Annotated in this window: 12 protein-coding genes; 4 read left to right on the forward strand and 8 right to left on the reverse strand. The window is 61.1% G+C overall.

Annotated elements, in window-relative coordinates:
• Nucleotides 1–29: 29 nt before the first annotated feature.
• From colR to EJA72_RS27365, 4 genes are all read left to right on the forward strand, one after another.
• Nucleotides 30–713 carry a two-component system response regulator ColR gene (gene colR / locus EJA72_RS27350; protein ID WP_157714984.1) on the forward strand — a complete coding sequence of 228 codons (684 nt, stop codon included), beginning with the start codon at nucleotides 30–32 and terminating at the stop codon, nucleotides 711–713.
• A complete protein-coding gene (locus tag EJA72_RS27355) occupies nucleotides 703–1,986 on the forward strand; it encodes a HAMP domain-containing sensor histidine kinase (RefSeq protein ID WP_157714985.1) in 1,284 nt (427 codons plus the stop codon). Before colR ends, EJA72_RS27355 begins: the two co-directional genes overlap by 11 nt.
• Nucleotides 1,987–2,175: 189 nt before the next feature.
• Entirely contained in the window at nucleotides 2,176–2,889 is a 714-nt protein-coding gene (locus EJA72_RS27360) for a lipopolysaccharide kinase InaA family protein (RefSeq protein ID WP_157714986.1), read from the forward strand.
• A gap of 2 nt (nucleotides 2,890–2,891) precedes the next feature.
• Nucleotides 2,892–3,119: a hypothetical protein gene (locus EJA72_RS27365; protein ID WP_157714987.1), complete on the forward strand. Its 228-nt coding sequence runs from the start codon at nucleotides 2,892–2,894 to the stop codon at nucleotides 3,117–3,119.
• Between the two features lie 89 nt (nucleotides 3,120–3,208).
• On the opposite strand, the gene EJA72_RS27370 is transcribed toward EJA72_RS27365, so the two are convergent.
• From EJA72_RS27370 to EJA72_RS27405, 8 genes are all read right to left on the reverse strand, one after another.
• Nucleotides 3,209–6,247, reverse strand: coding sequence for a multidrug efflux RND transporter permease subunit (locus tag EJA72_RS27370; RefSeq protein WP_157714988.1), 3,039 nt, complete (start codon nucleotides 6,245–6,247; stop codon nucleotides 3,209–3,211).
• A gap of 13 nt (nucleotides 6,248–6,260) precedes the next feature.
• On the reverse strand, nucleotides 6,261–7,409 hold the full coding sequence (locus EJA72_RS27375; RefSeq protein ID WP_157714989.1) for an efflux RND transporter periplasmic adaptor subunit: 1,149 nt from the start codon (nucleotides 7,407–7,409) through the stop codon (nucleotides 6,261–6,263).
• A 248-nt stretch (nucleotides 7,410–7,657) separates the two neighbouring features.
• On the reverse strand, nucleotides 7,658–8,755 hold the full coding sequence (locus tag EJA72_RS27380; protein ID WP_157714990.1) for a DUF1513 domain-containing protein: 1,098 nt from the start codon (nucleotides 8,753–8,755) through the stop codon (nucleotides 7,658–7,660).
• 14 nt (nucleotides 8,756–8,769) lie between these two features.
• On the reverse strand, nucleotides 8,770–9,834 hold the full coding sequence (locus EJA72_RS27385) for an imelysin family protein (protein WP_157714991.1): 1,065 nt from the start codon (nucleotides 9,832–9,834) through the stop codon (nucleotides 8,770–8,772).
• Between the two features lie 27 nt (nucleotides 9,835–9,861).
• On the reverse strand, nucleotides 9,862–11,289 hold the full coding sequence (locus EJA72_RS27390; protein ID WP_157714992.1) for a di-heme oxidoredictase family protein: 1,428 nt from the start codon (nucleotides 11,287–11,289) through the stop codon (nucleotides 9,862–9,864).
• 273 nt (nucleotides 11,290–11,562) lie between these two features.
• Nucleotides 11,563–12,918: an imelysin family protein gene (locus EJA72_RS27395; protein ID WP_157714993.1), complete on the reverse strand. Its 1,356-nt coding sequence runs from the start codon at nucleotides 12,916–12,918 to the stop codon at nucleotides 11,563–11,565.
• A gap of 309 nt (nucleotides 12,919–13,227) precedes the next feature.
• The gene (locus tag EJA72_RS27400; RefSeq protein ID WP_157714994.1) at nucleotides 13,228–15,279 is read right to left on the reverse strand and encodes a bifunctional diguanylate cyclase/phosphodiesterase; all 2,052 of its coding nucleotides are present in this window, start codon (nucleotides 15,277–15,279) and stop codon (nucleotides 13,228–13,230) included.
• A gap of 379 nt (nucleotides 15,280–15,658) precedes the next feature.
• Nucleotides 15,659–18,067 (reverse strand): glucose/quinate/shikimate family membrane-bound PQQ-dependent dehydrogenase, encoded by a 2,409-nt coding sequence (locus EJA72_RS27405; protein ID WP_157714995.1) that lies wholly within the window; start codon nucleotides 18,065–18,067, stop codon nucleotides 15,659–15,661.
• Between the last annotated feature and the right edge of the window lie 123 nt (nucleotides 18,068–18,190).

Genomic DNA, 18,190 nt, shown 5'->3' on the forward strand with positions numbered 1-18,190 from the left:
CGGCCGTTACTGTGTACGGAGGAATGCCCATGCGAATTCTATTGGTTGAAGACAACCGCGATATCCTTGCCAACCTGGCGGATTACCTGGGGCTCAAGGGGTACACCGTGGATTGCGCGCAGGACGGTCTGTCTGGCTTGCACCTGGCCGCCACCGAGCACTACGACTTGATCGTGCTCGACATCATGCTGCCCGGCATCGACGGCTACACCCTGTGCAAACGCCTGCGCGAAGACGCCCGCCGTGACACGCCGGTGATCATGCTTACCGCGCGTGATCAACTGGACGACCGGCTGCAAGGCTTCAAGTCCGGCGCCGATGATTACCTGATCAAACCCTTTGCCCTGTCCGAACTGGCCGCGCGCGTTGAAGCGGTCATGCGTCGGACCCAAGGTGGCGGGCGCCGCACCTTGCAGGTCGGTGACCTGAACTATGACCTCGATACCCTGGAAGTGACCCGCGAAGGTCGGCTGTTGAAACTCAATCCGGTCGGCCTGAAATTGCTGGCAGTCCTGATGCAAAAAAGTCCCCACGTGCTGCGCCGCGAAATTCTCGAAGAGGCGTTGTGGGGCGATGATTGCCCGGACAGCGACAGCTTGCGCAGCCATGTCCATCAATTGCGCCAGGTGATTGATAAGCCGTTCGCCAAACCGTTGCTGCAAACCGTACACGGCGTCGGCTATCGCTTGGCCGAGGGCCGTGATGGAGTTTAAGCAGAGCCTCGCTCAACGGATCATCATCGCCTTTGCACTGATGAGCGCACTGGTGGCGGGCGCGTTCGCCATGGGCATTGTGGCGACCGTGCACCTGGTGGAAGAAAAACTGATCTCCGCCGGCCTGGGGGGCGATCTTCAGCGCCTGCTGTTGATGGACAGCGTGTCGGACTGGAGCCATCGTCCCGAGCCGGACCAGCTGTTCTATTTCAGCGGCGGGCCGGGCGACTTCCAGTTGCCCAAGGACCTGCGGCATCTTGAGCCGGGGTTTCACGAGGTGTTTCGCGAGCAGTTGTCGTACCACGCGATGGTCGAAGTCGTCGACGGGCGGCATTACGTGTTGTTGCAAGATCAGAGCGATTTCGAAGAGCGTGAACGCGTGCTGTTCGCCGTGGTGCTGGTGGGGTTTGTGTTGAGCCTGGCGCTGGCGGTCTTTCTCGGCTGGGTGCTGGCGCGCAAAGTGATGGCGCCGGTGGTGCGGCTGGCCCGTCAGGTGCGCCATCGTGATCAGTTGTTGGGGCTGGCGCCGCCGCTGGCACCTGATTACGCCGCCGATGAAGTGGGCGAACTGGCCGTGGCCTTCGACGCCACCCTCGGGCGCTTACGCCAGGCGTTGAGCCGTGAGCGGCTGTTCACCAGTGACGTCAGCCACGAGTTGCGCACGCCATTGATGGTGCTGGCCAGCTCCTGCGAACTGCTGCTGGAAAACCCCGGTCTCGATCTGCGCGGCCGTGCCCAAGTGGAGCGAATTGCCCGGGCCTGTGAAGAAATGCGCGAGCTGGTGCAAACCTTCCTGATGCTGGCCCGCGCACAACGCGAAGACGCGAGCATGTCGCCGCAGCAAAACCTGAATCAGGTAGCCGATGGACTGCTCAATTTATGGCGAGAGCCGATTGAGGCAAAAGGTCTGCGACTGATCTTCGAGCCGGGCAAGCCGGATGACACTTGTTACAACGCAACCCTTCTGCACGCGGTCATGGGCAACCTGTTGCGTAATGCACTGCATTACACCGAGCACGGATTTATCCGCCTGACCCTGACGGCGAAGGGCTTCATGGTTGAGGACAGCGGTGTGGGCATTCCTGAAGAAAAGCGCGAGGCGATGTTCGAACCCTTCGTCCGTGGCGCCGAAAAGCGTGGGGAAGGTTTGGGATTGGGGCTGTCGCTGGTGCAGCGGATCTGCGAAAACCAGGGCTGGAGTGTCAGCCTGACGACCATGGAGCCCACGGGTTGCCGGTTTTACGTCGAACTGTATACCGCGGCTGCGGTCTGAACATTTCGTTGAAAAGCGCTGGCCCTGAGCCACTGTCTATATCCTGTAAAACCCTGTAATAGTTCAGGGTTTTACAACACGTTTTTTTCACGATGTCATGACCCGCCCCTGACATGGCCCTACCTATAGTGAGTGTCATCAGTCGTCAGGCCACTTGGCGAGTTCACGTATTACGCAAGAGGTAACACGATGGCAGTGCGGTATGCAGCAGAAACGGCAGTCGCTTCCCAGGACCGCTTCGCCCATTTCTGGAATCTGCGCGGTGAGTGGGTCGAAGAACCCAATGTCCGGCGCGGTGGGGAAAGTGGCGTTCAGCGTGTCGTGAGCAGCTACGGCCAACTGCTCTACGTCAAGCGCCAGACCGGGCATATCTATCGCAGCTGGCTGCACCCGTTTGGTCGTCCTACCGTCTTGCGCGAATCCGATGCGCTGACCGTCATGCACCAGCTCGACGTTCGCGTTCCTGAAATCGTGTTCTGTGGTGCCCAGCGCGATCCGGTGCACACATGGCGTGCACTGCTGGTGACCAAGTCGCTGGACGGTTTCGAGGAAATCGATCACTGGTATGCCGGTGGTGGTCGCGAGCGTCACGGTGAAGCGGTGCATGATCGCGTATTGAAGGATCTGGCCGAGAATCTGGCCCGCATGCATAAAGACCGGTGGCAGCACGGCTGCCTGTACGCCAAGCACGTGTTCGTCAGCGTGAACGGTGAAGGCGAGGCCGCCAAGGTCGAGGTGGCGTTGATCGATCTCGAGAAGTGTCGCCGGCGCTTGACCGCCCGTCGTGCGGCGGCGAATGACATGAAGCAATTGCGTCGCCACTCGTCATTTAGCACGGCAGACTGGAAGAAACTCGTCTATTTTTATGAAACGGCGTTTGGCAGCGCTATCAAAGGTTTATAGCAATGAAACTCGAAATTGCACGAGGTTTGTTTTTAGTAGGAGCCTTGGCAGTTGCTTCGTTGGCGGTGGCTGCCTGGGAGCAGCCCCGCACGCAAGTTCTCAGTTCAGTGAGCGCTGACGCTCACTGCCCGTTACCTCGCGTTGCGAAGTCGTCAGTGGCGACTCAACCCGATCATGATTTATTGCTGTTCATGTTCGGACTTTCTCAAGGATTGAGGCCGCAAAGTTGAACAGATCAAAGCCAAAATAAAAGGCCTCGCCAATGCGAGGCCTTTTTTTGTGCCCGAATTGTAGGAGCGAGCTAGCTCCTACAGGTGAGTTACATGTGTTCTTTGGGTTTATCGGGTTTTGCCAGCAACGTATACACGCACGGCAACACGAACAACGTGAACAGCGTCCCGATGGACATCCCCGTAGCGATCACCGTCCCGATGTCGAACCGGCTGACCGCGCCCGCGCCGGTGGCAATAATCAATGGCACCATGCCAAACACCATCGCTGCCGTCGTCATCAACACTGGACGCAGGCGTATCGCTGCCGCTTCCTCCACGGCTTCGCGAGGGTTCAGGCCCTTGTCCTTACGCAGCTGATTGGCGAACTCGACGATCAGGATCCCGTGCTTGCTGATCAGCCCGATCAATGTCACCAGGCCCACCTGGGTGTAGATGTTCATACTCGACCAGCCCAGGAAGAGCGGGATCAACGCGCCGCAAATCGACAGCGGCACCGTCACCAGAATCACCAGCGGATCGCGGAAGCTTTCGAATTGCGCAGCCAGCACCAGAAAGATAATCGCCAGGGCCAGGCCAAACGTGACCCACAGCGCGCTGCCTTCCTGTACGTATTGCCGCGATGCGCCGGCATAGTCGAATGCATAACCCACCGGTGCTTCTTCCCGGGCGATCTGGCGCACAGTGTCCAGCGCTTCCCCCATGCTCACCAGCGAGACGCCGGACAGGATGGCCGAGTTGAGCTGCTGGAACTGGTTCAGCTGCCGCGGGCGTGCCCGGTCGGTCACGGTGATCAGGGTCGACAGGGCCAGCAATTCTCCCTGGGTATTCTTCACGTAATAGTTGTTCAGCCAGTCCGGGTTATCGCGGAAGGGGCGTTCCACCTGGGCGATGACCTTGTAGCTGCGGCCTTCGATGGTGAACCGATTGATCTCGGCCTCACCCAACAAGGTCGCGAGCGTTCCGCCCAGCTCTTGCATCGACACGCCCATCTGGGCCGCCTTGGCCCGATCGATATCCACCACCACTTCCGGTTTGTCGAAGGCCAGGTCAACGTCGGCGAAGGCAAATTTGCCGGATTCCAGCGCTCTCTTTTTCACCCGTTCCGTCACTTGCAGCAACGACTCGTAATCGTTGGCGGAGTTGATCACGAACTGAAACGGCAAGCCTTCGCCAGTGCCCGGCAGGGACGGCAGGTTGAAGCCGAAAACCTGCAAGCCGGGGATGTTGCCCAGCTTTTCCTGGACCTCCGGCAGAATCGCCATCTGAGTCCGGCTTCGCTCGTTCCACGGTTTGAGCAGGAAGCCGCCGATCCCCGATTGCACGCCGTTGAATCCATTGATCTGGAACGAGGAGTAGTACTCGGGAAACTCCTTGAAGATCTTGATGAATTCGTCGGTGTAGGTGCTCAGATAGTCCAGGTTGGTGGGTTGCGGCGCGTTGGCGAGCATGAAAATGATGCCTTGGTCCTCGTCCGGTGCCAGCTCTGACTTGGTGAACTTGAGCAGCACCGGGATCAGGCACAGGACGATCACCGCGAACACCAGCAACACCGGGCGGGTGTTGAGCGTGCCGTGGAGCAAGCTGCGGTAGCGGCGCTTGAGGCCTTCGAAAATCAGGTCGAGGCGATGGGCCAGTCCACTGGGGTTTTCATCGTGACGCAGCAGCAGGGCGCACATCATCGGCGACAGGGTCAGGGCGACGATGCCGGAGATCACCACGGCACCGGCCAGGGTCAGGGCGAACTCTTTGAACAACGCCCCGGTGAGCCCCGTCAGGAAGCCGATCGGCGCGTAGACTGCCGCCAGGGTGATGGTCATCGAGACCACCGGCATGGCGATTTCCCGAGCCCCCTCGATGGCCGCGTCCAGCGGCGACTTGCCTTCCTCTATGTGCCGGTGGATGTTTTCCACCACAACGATGGCGTCGTCCACCACCAGGCCGATGGCCAACACCATCGCCAGCAGGGTCAGCAGGTTGATCGAGTAACCCATCATCTGCATGAAGAACATCACGCCGATCATCGACAGCGGGATGGTAACCACCGGGATCACCACCGAACGTAAGGCGCCGAGGAACAGGAACACCACCACGATAACGATCAGCACCGCTTCGAACAGCGTCTTGATCACTTCGTTGATCGAGGCCTGGATGAACAACGTGGCGTCGTAGGCAATTTCGCCCTTGAGGTTCGGCGGTAGCTGCGCCTCCAGCTCCGGCATGATCTTGCGCACTTCCTTGATCACCTCCAGCGGGTTGGCGGCTGGCGTGGCCTTGATGCCGATGTACACCGAGGGCGTGCCACCGAAGGAGCTGATGGAGTCGTAGTTCTCCGCGCCCATTTCCACCCGCGCTACATCGCTGAGCAGCACGCGGCTGTCGCCCTCGACCTTGAGCGGGATGGCCGCAAAGGCTTCGGCAGACTTGAGCTCGGTGTTGGCGTTGATGCTGGTGACCACGTACTCGCCCTTCACTTCGCCGGCGGCGGAGAGGAAGTTGTATTGACGCACTGCGTTGGTCACATCGCTGGCACTCAAGCCGAAGCCGGCGAGTTTTACCGGGTCCAGCCACAGGCGCATGGCGAACACCTGGTTGCCGAGAATTTCGGCTTCGGCCATGCCGGGCAGGGTCGCGAGTTTTGGCTGGATGACCCGGGACAGGTAGTCGGTAATCTGCGGGTTGCTCAGTTCCTTGCTGAAGAAACTGATGTACATCAGTGCCGAGGCGTCGGCGGCTTCCTTGCTCAACACCGGGTCTTCGGCATCCTGGGGCAGCTGGTTTTTCACCTCGTTGGCCTTGGCCAAGAGCTCGGTGAACAAGCGGTCAGTGTTGGCGCCGATGCGCGCATAGATCGAGATCACCGAGAAATTCTGGCGACTGACCGACGTCATGTAGTCGATGCCCTCGGCGCTGGCCAGGCTCTGTTGCATCGGTTGGGTGATGTAGCCCTGGATGGTCTCGGCGTTGGCCCCGGGGTACGCGGTAGTCACCGTGATCAGGGCGTTTTCCATTTGCGGGTATTGGCGCAGCGGCAGCTTGCTCCAGGCCTGAAAACCCAGCAGCACGATCAACAGGCTGACCACGGTGGCGAGCACCGGGCGACGAATGAACGGGTCGGTAAAAGCCATGGGGATTCCTTGATCAGTCCGCGCGCGGCGGGCTGTTCTTCTCGGCTAAAGTCTTGTCGTCGCTGATGGCAATGTGTGCGCCGTTATCCAGTTTGATCTGGCCGGCCGTGACCACTTTTTCGCCGTTCTGCACACCTTTGGTAATCATTACCTTGCCGTCGCGGCGTTCACCGGTTTCGATGAACCGGCGTTCGGCTATCAGGATCGGCTGGCCCTTGTCGTCTTTTTCGAGGCTGCCGTCTTCGGCTTTTTTCTGCGCGACCACATAGAGCGAGTTGCCGTACAGCGTGTAGGTGATCGCGCTTTCCGGCACCACAATCCGCGGTTGCGGGTCGGGCAACAGGACTTGCAGGCTGGCGAACATACCCGGCAGCAGCTTGCCGTCGGGGTTGGCCAGGGTCGCGCGGACCTGGACGTTGCGCGTGGTGTTTTCGACTTTCGGGTTGATCGCGCTGATGGTCCCAGGGAAGACTTGCGTCGGGTACGCCGCGGCGATGATTTGCACGGTCTGGCCAATGCCGATCTTCGGTACCGACTGTTCGGGCACAAAGAAGTCGACGTAGAGGCTACTGATGTCTTGCAGGGTGGCGATCATGGTGCCGGTGGCCACATAGTCGCCCACGTCCACCTGGCGAATGCCGATGGTCCCGCTGAACGGTGCCAGGATGCTTTTTTTACCGAGCGCGGCCTTCAGCTGATTGACCGTTGCCTTGCTTTTTTTCAGGACGGCCGAGAGTCGGTCGAACTCGCCCTTGGAAATCGCCTGGCTGCCCACGAGCTGACTGCCGCGGGTGTAATCCAGCTGCGCCAGCCCGAGATCGGCCAGTGCAGTTTCCAGCAGGGCGCTTTCAACGGCGCTGTCGAGTTTGACGATGGGCTGGCCGGCCTTGACCGTTTGCCCTGACTGGAATTGCACGTCGGTCACGGTGCCGTCGGTTTCCAGGCTCAGGTCGACGCCTTGCAATGCCTTGAGCGTGCCGACAGTGGGCAGACGCACTTGCCACGGCTGTTCGGTCGCGGTGGCCACGGCAACGCTTATCGGCGGTTTCGGCGCGGCGAAGCCTTGGATCATCGTGTAGATCGAGAAGGCTTTGTAGCCCGCCAGGGCCAATACAATCAATAAAACAACACCCAACATGATCAGCATGCGGCGACGCAGCATATTCCATTTCCTTGGAGAAAATCAGGTGAGACAGTCGGGAACATTACTCCGAGTGAGAAGGGGATTCCAACTGGCAGAAATCGCAGGTAAGCGCTACCCCCATATGTAGCAGCTGCCGCAGGCTGCGTCCGGCGGCGAAGCCGTCGTAATTCCATGCGCTGCGGTTTGCCGGATAATCCGCGTTGTCAGGTCTCACGACGGCTTCGCCGCCGAACGCAGGCTTCGCCAGCTGCTACAAAGGACTGCGTTCAGACGAGGTGCAGGTGGTTGTCCCAGAGTCCTGCGGGCAGCTCCAGCGGTTTTGCAACAAGATTTGTCTGGCGGCAATCGTAGTAGCGGCATCGTCCCTGTCCCGAGGTCACGACAAACCCGTCGGCCACGGCCCCGACTCCGGCGCAATCGGGCAGCGGCGCGTCCAGGCGCACTTCACCGCTGTCCAGGTCCCAGATGAAAAAGCGGTTGCCCCGGGGCGCGGTCAACGCGACCAGCCGTAAATCACTGTGCACCGCGACGCTCGCGGTGTAATGCCCCATGGCCTGCAACTGATGCTCGGGCACCGGGAAGGCCACGAACGGCTGCCCCGGACGCTTGATGGCCAACAGCTCGGATGATTCGTGCGACGGCCCCATGAATTGCTGGCCGGCGACGATGGTGCCATCGCTGGCGATGCCCATGTGCCGCACGCTGTTCATCTGCTGGGCCAGGGTTTCCTTGCTCAGCAACGTGCCATCGCGCTGCATCAGCACCAGGCTGGGTTCCATGGCGTCGAGGTTCATGTCGACCCGGCTTTCGGCCTCGGTACGAATCCCGCCGTTGGCCACCACCAGGGTCTCGCCGTCCGGCATCCACGACACTTGGTGCGGGCCGACGCCATGGGTCGGGATCTCGCCGTTGTGGATAAGTCGTTCACCTTCGAACTTATACACACCCAGCAAGCCACGACCCGGATCGGACGTGTCGTTCTCGGTGGCGTACAACCACTCGCCATCCTTGTGAATCACCGCGTGACCGTAGAAATGCCGGTTCGGTTGCGAGACCACGGTTTGCAGCAGCGTGCCGTCGCGCAGGTCGATCAGGTAGCTTTCGGTGCCCGGCCGGCGGGCAACGAACAGTGCAATCGGCAGCGTCGGGTGGTTGATGATGTCGTGGCAACGCTGGCCCACCTGGGTCGCAAACACCCGGGTACCGTCCAGCCGATAGCCGACGGCGTAATGCTTGCCGTCGTTATCGTCCCGCGCCGAAAGCAGCAGCGGGCTTTTGTCCTTTTGCTTGAACAGCGTCCAGCCGCCCAGTGTCACTGCTCCCAGCAGCAAACTACCTAACGTCAGAGCCTGTCGTCGCAGCATGGCACTCGCCCTCATCAGTCACCGTCGTTGGCGTTGAAGCCCAGTTGGATGCCCAGCGCCTTGGCCAGTTCGCCTTCGTGCAGGCGATGGACGACGTTGAGGCTGTCGTAGAGTTCGTTGAGCTGTAGGCGGCCGGCGTCGTCGTTGAGCATGTCGGTCAGCGAGCGTTTGTTGCTGGCAAACAGTTTCAAGGAGGCGGCGTACGCGGCGTCGATCTTGTCGGCCAACGGCTTCTGCTCGCTTGGCAACAGGCCGCGCAGCCCTTTGTTGTCGACACCTTCCCACACCGTTTTGGCGGCGGCGAGGCTGACTTCCATGCTCGTCAGGGACGACTGGCTGCGCCATGCATCGGCCTGGAACGGTTGCGGCACGCCCTTGGTCTGGCGGCCCATCGGCGTGCCGAGTTTTTTCTTCAGGCTGTCGATGGCGGTGACCTGAACACGCAGCAGATCGGCGATCGCTTCGTGGGAGTCGGCGTAACGCTGGTTCGGGAATTTGCTCAGCTGCGCGAGCATGCCGTCGGTGTTGTTCCAGGTTTGCAGAATCTCTTCGGCGAGCTGTTTCTGGCGCTCGCCGATGGCTTTCAGCAGAGGGCAATACTTGGCTTTTTGCGCCTCGTTGGCCACATCCGGCTTGCTGTCGAACAGGATGTATTCATAGGCCGAGAGGCCCTGGACCACAACGCTGGACTTGGCCAGCGCGGCGGCATCGATCTGCGGCTGCGCGGTGACCAGTTGCTCGACCTGACGGCCGACCAGGTTTTTCTTGTCCGGCCAGAACTGCACCTGCCACGCCCGGTTGCCCTCGGCCAGCGGGCCGATCAGCAACGGTTGCAGCTCGGCCCAGGCTTTCTGAGCGTGCAGGAAGTCGGCGCGGGCGGTGTCGAGGTTTTCCTTGCCTTCGCAGTAGGCGAGGGCACTGACGGCCAGTTGGCGGTCGGCCTCAACCCAGCGGGTATAGGTCGGCAGAATCACCGACTTGGCGATGGCTGCCGACGTAACGGCTTGCGGGTCCTGCGGCGAGCAGGCGCCCAGGGCGAGTGCGGCGAGGCTGGTGAACAACAATTTGGGGCGGAACATGTCGGGCTCCCGAGGCTTTATAAGTGTTTAAAGAGAATTCAAGAACGCCAGCAACGCAGCACGCTGCTCGGCGTTGAAAGACAAAACCTGTTGGCGCGCGGCGGCTGCTTCTCCGTCGTGCCAGAGCACGGCTTCGAGCAGATTGCGCGCGCGGCCATCGTGCAAAAACTGAGTGTGGCCACTGACCGCTTCCGTCAGACCGACGCCCCACAACGGCGGCGTGCGCCAGTCGCGGCCACCGGCCTGGAATTCGCTGCGGTTGTCGGCCAGGCCGTCGCCCATGTCATGCAGCAGCAGATCGCTGTACGGGCGAATCACTTGATTGGCCAGTTCAGGTTCCGCGGCGTTGGCGGCGGTGGTGTATTTCGGTGTGTGACAGGACTGACATCCCGCCTGAAAAAACAGGGTCTTGCCCGCCAGCACCTCGGGCGCGTTGACATTGCGCCGGGCCGGGACCGCCAGGTTACGGCTGTAGAACAGCACCAGACGCAAAATGTTGTCACTGACTTCCGGCTCGCCATTGGGGCCGTTGCCACTCGGCGCCTGTTTGCAGGCGGTTTGCGCGTCGGTGCAGTCATCGAAGGGCCGGAGGCTGGTCGTGAGGCCCATATCACCCGAAAACGCGTGAACATTTTGTTGATTGAGGTTCGGTTGCCCGGCCTTCCAGCCAAATCGGCCGAGGACAGTTTTCTGCTGCGTGTCATCCCAGACGCGGTTCGGGCGTCCGGCGATGCCGTTCCTGGCCTTGGCCTGTGCATCGGCATTGGCCAGGATCGCCTCTTCGGGAATGGCTTCGAGCAAACCGAGGCCGATCATCGGCGGTGCAACCCTGGCCGAGAAACGGGTGTCGGGGTGCATCGGGCCATAACCCAGTTGGCTGATGTTCAGCGTCGGCTTGCGCAGCTCGACTTCAGTGCCGTCCTTGAACCGAACCGACACCGGCGTGTAATCGACCCGCACCTTGCCTTCGGGGGCGACGCCGGGCACGGCCATGTCCTGGAACTGCCCGCCGTAGACCGGCTCCGGCACGATACCTTGCCGCTCGATGATCCTGGCGTAGGCCGGGGCATCCGGTATCGACAGGCGCACCAGCATCGAAACGGCGTTCGCCGCATCCGGTGCAGGCGGATGACCCCGTCCGTCCTTGATATGGCAGCCCTGGCACGCGTTGGTGTTGAACAACGGCCCGAGGCCGTCGCGGGCGGTGGTGGTCGACGGGGCGATCACCCAGGGGCTGCGAAAGAAACTGTTGCCGACGCTGAAGTCCACGCGCCGGGAGGGCGGGAGGTTGGCGGATGGCAGCGAGAAGGCGTTCTGATCGGTCTTGCGTACGGTCGCGCTGCCCCCGGAGCGTGCTTCACCGGGCTCGGCCTTGGTGAAACGCGGGGCGTCATCGCAGGCACTCAGGCCCAAGGCCAGAAACAGTGCGGACAAGCGAAGAGGCAGCGGGGGCATCAGACATCCTGAAAGACGAGCAAACGAAGGGCGCAAAGTCTAACAGGGCAGGTTAGTTTGAATAAGAGGAATTATCGTTTGGTTGATGTCGGAGGGCTCGAGGCACCTGTAGGAGCGAGCTTGCTCGCGATGAATGCGAAGGCAACGCATTTTTCCGGCAAGCGCGCGTCATCGTTAACGTCCATCGCGAGCAAGCTCGCTCTACAATAAAATCATTCAGGCAGGCATGAAAAAGGCGACCCGAAGGTCGCCTTTTTATTCAGCCAGCGTTGATCAGAATTCGTGATCAGCGTTGTCCGGGTTCAGGTCGCTGATGCCCAGTTTGCCGGCAGCGGCTTCGATCGAACCGGTCTGCTTGACCAGCGAAGTGATGCCGTCGCGCACGATCTGGTTGCCAGCGGTGTTGCCGGCGGCGATCAGTTGGTCGTAATGCTCACCCTTGTTGGCGTGATCAACGATGACCTGCAACTTGGCTTCGGTCGCTGCCAGGTCGGCTTTCAGCGCGGTGTCGGTCGCCGGGTCAGCCTTGGCCACCAGGGAGGACAGGCTGGCGCCGGTCATTTTGGTGCCGTCGACGCGAGTGTATTCACCCAGGTACACGTTGCGGATGCCCTTGGCATCGTAGAAGTGCGAGTTGTGGGTGTTGTCGCTGAAGCAGTCCTGCTCGTCTTCCGGGGAGTTGGCTTCCAGGGAAACCTTCATGCGCTCGCCCGCCAGTTCGCCCAGGGACAGGCTGCCCATGCCGAACAGCATTTTGCGCAGGCCGGAATCAACCGGTTCGGCTTCCAGGGTGGCGCGGTAGTTGTCGGCCACGTTCGGCTTCCAGTTGCCGACCATTTCTTCCAGGTCGCTGACCAGCAGCTGGGTCACGGACTTCAGGTAAGCGCGACGACGGTCGTTGTGGCCGCCCGTGGCGCCAGCGCCTTGCAGGTAGTCGGACGCAGGACGGTTGCCGGCGCCAGGGCCGGTACCGTTCAGGTCCTGGCCCCACAGCAGGAATTCGATGGCGTGGTAGCCGGTGGCGACGTTGGCCTCGGAACCGCCCAGCTCGTTCAGGCTGGCGAGTTTTTCCGGGGTGATGTCTTTCACGTCGACCTTGTCTTCGCCGATCTGAACTTCAGTGTTGGCGATGATGTTGGCCGTGGCGCCCGGGTTACCCAGCGCGTGCTCGTAGGATTTGTCGACGTAGTCGATCAGGCCTTCGTCCAGGGGCCAGGAGTTAACCTGACCTTCCCAGTCGTCGATGATGGTGTTGCCGAAGCGGAACACTTCACTCTGCAGGTAAGGGACGCGAGCAGCAACCCAGGCAGCCTTGGCGGCTTTCAGGGTGTCGGCGTTCGGCTTGGCGAGAAAGGCATCGACGGCGGTTTGCAGGGTTTTCGCGGTGGATTCGGCATCGCTGTAAACGGCGAAGACCATGTCGGCGTAATGCGCAACAACGGCCTTGGCGGCGGCTTCATCGACTTTGCCGGCAGCGGCCGGGGCTGCTGCTGGCGCCGCAGGAGCGGTCGTAGTGGCAGCCGGGGCTGGTGCTGGCGCAGCGGCGGTCTTGTCCTTTCCTTCGCCACAACCGGCGAGGGAAATAGCGATGGCCAACAGACTGGCGGTAGCCAGAGGCATACGAATCATGGCGAACATCCTGCTTCGAGAGGGGGTGGTAGGGCGCTGCAAGCGCGCAAAACTGCGACATAATGCAAATCTTTCGCATTATGTGTAAAGGGTTGTACCTGGAAATATTTCTTATTCGCGGGAGCAATTGCGATCTGCAGCAACTGGCAATCCCTGTGGCGAGGGAGCTTGCTCCCGCTCGACTGCGCAGCAGTCGCAATCAGATTGACTGGAATTGTCTGTCAGTACCGTGCCTGAGGGGTTTGGGGCGGCTTCGCCGCCCAGCGGGAGCAAGCTCCCTCGCCACAGGGCTACAACGGCGGTGTCGTGTCAGAGGATCGCGGCGTTGCTGCGCTGGGCCTGTTTGAGGTAGGCGCTCAATTCCCGTGCGGGCAGCGGTTTGCTGTAGAAGTAGCCCTGACCTTCGTGGCAGCCCTCGGAGATGATGTAGGCCTCTTGCTCGGCGGTTTCCACGCCTTCGGCAATCACCTGCATGCCGAGGCTTTTGCCCAGCTGGATGATGGCGCGCACGATGGTCGCATCGTCGTCGTCATCGAGCAGGTCCTGCACGAAGCTCTTGTCGATCTTGATCTTGTCCAGGGGCAGGCTTTTCAGGTAGCTCAAGGACGAATACCCGGTACCGAAGTCGTCAATGGCGATCAGCGCACCGGACCGACGCAGGCTCAGCAGGTGCTGGGCGGCGGTGCTGATGTCTTCCATCAGGCCGGTTTCGGTCACTTCCAGCTCCAGGCTGCGCGGTGGCAGGCGGTACATCTGCAGCAGGTTATTCACCACCCGAGGCAGCTCGGCATGGTGCAGCTGCACCGTGGACAGGTTCACTGCCATGCGCAAATCGATGAACCCCTGGTCATGCCAGTCGCGCAGCTGCTTGCACGCCTGATCCAGCACCCATTCACCGATGGCGATGATGGTGCCGTTCTGCTCGGCAAGAGGGATAAACAAGTCCGGCGGAACCAGGCCGTGTTCGGGGTGCTGCCAGCGAATCAACGCCTCGACCCCGACCACGCGGTGATCGCGATAGCTGATCTGCGGCTGATAGACGAGGTAGAACTGGTCACGGGCCAAGGCATCGCGCAGGTCTTTTTCCAGTTCACGACGGCGGCGCATTTCGGTGTCGACGCTGGCGATGTAGAACTGGTAGCGATTGCGCGAGCGCGTCTTGGCCAGCGTCATGGTCTGTTCGGCTTTTTGCAGCAGCTTTTCCGTGCTGTCGCCATCCTCAGGGAAGAGGGTGATGCCAATGGTGGCGCGCAGGCGAATCTCTTGATGATCGAGGGCGAATGCCGCTTCCAGGTCATCGAGAATGCTTTGGGCCAGTTCAGCCGCTTCGTAGGGTTGTTCGATGTCGGCCTGGACCAGGGCGAACTGGTCGCCGCCGAGGCGGGCGAGGGCGCCGAGACGACCGCTGTGCGCCCGCAGGCGATCGGCCAATGCCAGCAGCAGCTGGTCGCCGGTCTGGTAGCTGAACTGCTCGTTGATGCCTTTGAAGTCATCGAGACCGACACACAATACCGCCACCCGGCGCTGCAATTTGCCGGCGTCGACCAGGATCTTGTCCAGTTGCTGCTGCAATTGCTGGCGGTTCGGCAGGCCGGTGAGGAAGTCGTACTGGGCCATGCGCTGCAGGCTGTTTTCCGCTTCGTGGCGTAAATGGGTGTTGCGCTCGATGGACTCCAGCAACTGGTTGGCGGTGTTGATCCAGATCCCCAGTTCGTTTTTCTCGTGTCCCTTGAGCTGCGGAATCTTGTGCTCGCTGGGCCGATCCGGGTTGATTTCGGTCAGGTGCTCGATGATCCGCGACAGCGGCTTGGTCAGCAGCCAGTGATAAACCAGGTACAGCACCAACCCCATGGCCAGGGCGCGCAATACGCCAGAAACGAAGATGATCACCGAACTGACGATAAACCCCTGGCCATAGGTGGCGGTGTCGAGGGTGATGCTCAGGTCGCCGTAATACTCGCTGTACGGGCCGCGCCCCACCAGCTGGGTGGTGAAGGTGCGTTCCTTGCCGAGGATCAGGTCGGTCAGCCAGCGGCTGGGGGAATGCTGCAACTCACGCGTCTTTTGCGCGAGCATGGCTTCATTGGGATGGCCGATGGAGGCCTCGCGCACGGCATCGTCCTGAAACAAACCTTCGATAACCTGCATGCCCATCTCCCGGTCCAGGCTGTAGACGGCCTGGGTCGAGGGATCGCGGAACATGTCGAGGATGCGTTGGGCATCGCTGGCCACGGCCTGGCGTGTTTTATAGGCATCGAAAACGATCTGCGCGCAGCTCAAGACCACGCCGACGATCAATGCCGACAGGAGCACGACCCGGAGCAACTTCACCGACAAGCTGTTCTTGAGTTCCAGCTTCAAAGAGTCATTCCTTGTTCCGTGCGGGTAGCATCAAGTTGCCATGAGTATTGGCAATCCCGTGACGGCAGTCAAAGGGACATTCGTTCACCGGGTATTTTGCCCATGGCCTGGTCGACAGGCTGCTGATTCGAGTGACTGAGCTATTAGTACTGTGTCGGTAGTCGAGTCCTTCAACTTGAGGGGGATTTGGACTTATTTTCCTTTCGTTTGATGGTAGACGGCTGTGGCGTTGGAGCAAGGTGCCGAACGCTGGTTTCATTGTGGGAAATTGCCCTGTGTTTTCTAGCAGATGGTCGTTGGGCGCCGGGATTTTCCCGTGACCCACAAAAAAGGCGACTCCCTGATCAGGAGTCGCCTTGCGTTGAACTGCGGCTACCGCTTATTCCGACAGCTTGTACGCCATCACGTAGTCACCTTGTTGGGTGCCCAGTGAACCGTGACCGCCCGCAACGACCAGCACGTATTGCTTGCCGTCCTTGCCGGTGTAGGTCATCGGCGTGGTTTGCGCGCCGGCCGGCAGGCGACCTTCCCACAACTGCTTGCCGTTTTTCATGTCATAGGCGCGCAGGAACTGGTCAAGGGTGCCGCTCAGGAAGCCAACGCCACCGGCGGTGGTGAAAGTGCCGCCCAGGCTAGGCACGCCCATGCTCAGCGGGATCGGAACCGGCGAGCTGTCGCGCACGGTGCCGTTCTTGTGCTTCCAGAGGATTTTGGCCGTGGTCAGGTCGACCGCTGCCACATAACCCCACGCGGGCGCCTGGCACGGCAGGCCCATTGGCGACAGCAGTGCTTCGAGGACCACGCCGTACGGCGCGCCTTTGTTGGGTTGTACGCCCTCGGTTTCGCTTTTACGCGGGCCTTGGGCGGCGATTTCAGCGGCCGGGATCAGCTTCGATTTGAACGCCATGTAGTCCGGGTTCATGAAAGCAATCTGACGCACCGGGTCAACCGAGATACCACCCCAGTCGAACACGCCGAAGTTGCCGGGATAAACGATCGAACCTTGCAGCGACGGCGGCGTGAACGGGCCGTCGTAGCGCAGGGATTTGAAGTCGATCCGGCAGATCAGTTGGTCAAACGGCGTCACGCCCCACATGTCGCGCTCTTGCAGCGGCGGCGGCATCAGGTTCAGGTCGGACTTCGGTTGGGTCGGCGACGTGTGATCACCGGCGACCGCGCCTTGCGGCACCGGCACTTCGTTGATCGGCACAATTGCTTTGCCGGTGCTGCGGTCCAGCACGTAGATGCTGCCTTGCTTGGTGGACGCAAGCACCGCTTGTTTCACGCCATCAGCGGTTTTCAGGTCCATCAAGGTTGGCTGGCCACCGACGTCCATGTCCCACAGGTCATGGTGGGTGAACTGGAAGTGCCAGCGCACTTTACCGGTGGCGATGTCCAGCGCGGTCAGGCCGGCGGCGTGCAGTTCCGATTCCGGAGTGCGAGCGCCACCGAACTGGTCCGGCGTCTGGTTGCCCATCGGCAGGTAGAGCATGCCGAGTTTTTCGTCGACGGCGAACAGGGACCACATGTTCGGCGAGTTGCGGGTGTAGACCTTGCCTTCGGCAATCGGCGTGGTGTCGTCCGGATTGCCGCTGTCCCAGTTCCACACCAGTTTGCCAGTGTGCACGTCGAACGCGCGGATCACGCCGCTCGGCTCGTCGGTGGAGACGTTATCGGTGACGTGGCCGCCAATCACGACCAGGTCCTTGGTGACTGCTGGTGGCGAGGTGGAGTAGTAACCGCCGGCGGTGAAGCCGCCGATGTTGGCGCTCAGGTCGATCTGGCCTTTGTCGCCGAAGTCTTCGCACATTTTGCCGGTGTCGGCGTTCAGGGCGATCAGACGGGTGTCGGCGGTCGGCAAGAGGATGCGGCGCGGGCAGGCGTTGGCAGGGGCCGGGCTGGCGCTGCCTGTCGGGCTCTGCTCGGACGCGTAGGCGGCGTCATCGTGATACGACACGCCACGGCAGGTCATGTGTGCCCAACCCTTGAAGTTCGCCGCTTTTTGCGTGGAGAGCTTCGGGTCGAAACGCCAGATTTCCTTGCCGGTGTCCGGGTCCAGCGCGATCACCTGGCTGTGCGGCGTGCACACGTACAGCATGCCGTTGACTTTCAGCGGGGTGTTTTCAGCGGTGGTTTCGCCCGGATCGTTAGGGCCGGGAAGGTCGCCAGTGCGAAAGGTCCAGGCCGGAACCAGCTTGTGCACGTTCTGAGGGGTAATTTGCGCCAGTGGCGAGTAACGGTCGCCATGGGCGCTGCGGCCGTAGGAATTCCAGTCACCGTCCGGCATGGCCGGGGCGGTGTTGGTCATGCCCGGCACGCTGTCGCGATCCAGCTGGCCTTTGATTTCACCGGGGTTGGTGAACTGGCTGGCCAATGCCGCCACGCCCGCCAGGACCACCGCGATGCTCAGGGCGCCGGTGCCTGTTTGTGCCGGGCCGTCGCGCAGCAACGGACGACGGAACCACGGCAGCAGCATGACGATGCCCAGCGCAAACAGCAGCGCCAGACGTGGCACCAGTTGCCACCAGTCGAGGCCGACTTCCCACAAGGCCCACACGGTACTGGCGAACAGCACCAGCGCGTAAAGGCCCAAGGCAGCGCGGCGCGCGGCAATCAGCAACGCGCCGGTCACGGCCAGGCCGATACCGGCCAGCAGGTAATACAGCGAGCCGCCGAGCATCAGCAGCTTGATCCCGCCTGCCAGCATGGCCAGGCCCATTAGTAGAAGCAGAATGCCGAGCAGGGTCGGCAATAGACGGCTTCGACTCAAAGCACCATCAGTGCTCATAGTGTGGTTCTCCGTGACGTTTCAAGTAGTCCCGCGCAAGTTCACTGTAGATGACGATCCGGCGCAGGCATGGTTCAGTTTTGTAGGAGCGAGCTTGCTCGCGAAAAAATCGGGAAACGCTGC

Origin of the sequence: Pseudomonas sp. PB120 (genome assembly GCF_009761815.1) — a bacterium.
Taxonomy (GTDB): domain Bacteria; phylum Pseudomonadota; class Gammaproteobacteria; order Pseudomonadales; family Pseudomonadaceae; genus Aquipseudomonas.

Excerpts from the sequence above, each read along its gene's own strand:
- colR (WP_157714984.1), top strand. The coding sequence starts at position 30 with ATGCGAATTCTATTGGTTGAAGACAACCGCGATATCCTTGCCAACCTG.
- EJA72_RS27355 (WP_157714985.1), top strand. The coding sequence starts at position 703 with ATGGAGTTTAAGCAGAGCCTCGCTCAACGGATCATCATCGCCTTTGCA.
- EJA72_RS27360 (WP_157714986.1), top strand. The coding sequence starts at position 2,176 with ATGGCAGTGCGGTATGCAGCAGAAACGGCAGTCGCTTCCCAGGACCGC.
- EJA72_RS27365 (WP_157714987.1), top strand. The coding sequence starts at position 2,892 with ATGAAACTCGAAATTGCACGAGGTTTGTTTTTAGTAGGAGCCTTGGCA.
- EJA72_RS27370 (WP_157714988.1), bottom strand. The coding sequence starts at position 6,247 with ATGGCTTTTACCGACCCGTTCATTCGTCGCCCGGTGCTCGCCACCGTG.
- EJA72_RS27375 (WP_157714989.1), bottom strand. The coding sequence starts at position 7,409 with ATGCTGCGTCGCCGCATGCTGATCATGTTGGGTGTTGTTTTATTGATT.
- EJA72_RS27380 (WP_157714990.1), bottom strand. The coding sequence starts at position 8,755 with ATGCTGCGACGACAGGCTCTGACGTTAGGTAGTTTGCTGCTGGGAGCA.
- EJA72_RS27385 (WP_157714991.1), bottom strand. The coding sequence starts at position 9,834 with ATGTTCCGCCCCAAATTGTTGTTCACCAGCCTCGCCGCACTCGCCCTG.
- EJA72_RS27390 (WP_157714992.1), bottom strand. The coding sequence starts at position 11,289 with ATGCCCCCGCTGCCTCTTCGCTTGTCCGCACTGTTTCTGGCCTTGGGC.
- EJA72_RS27395 (WP_157714993.1), bottom strand. The coding sequence starts at position 12,918 with ATGATTCGTATGCCTCTGGCTACCGCCAGTCTGTTGGCCATCGCTATT.
- EJA72_RS27405 (WP_157714995.1), bottom strand. The coding sequence starts at position 18,067 with ATGAGCACTGATGGTGCTTTGAGTCGAAGCCGTCTATTGCCGACCCTG.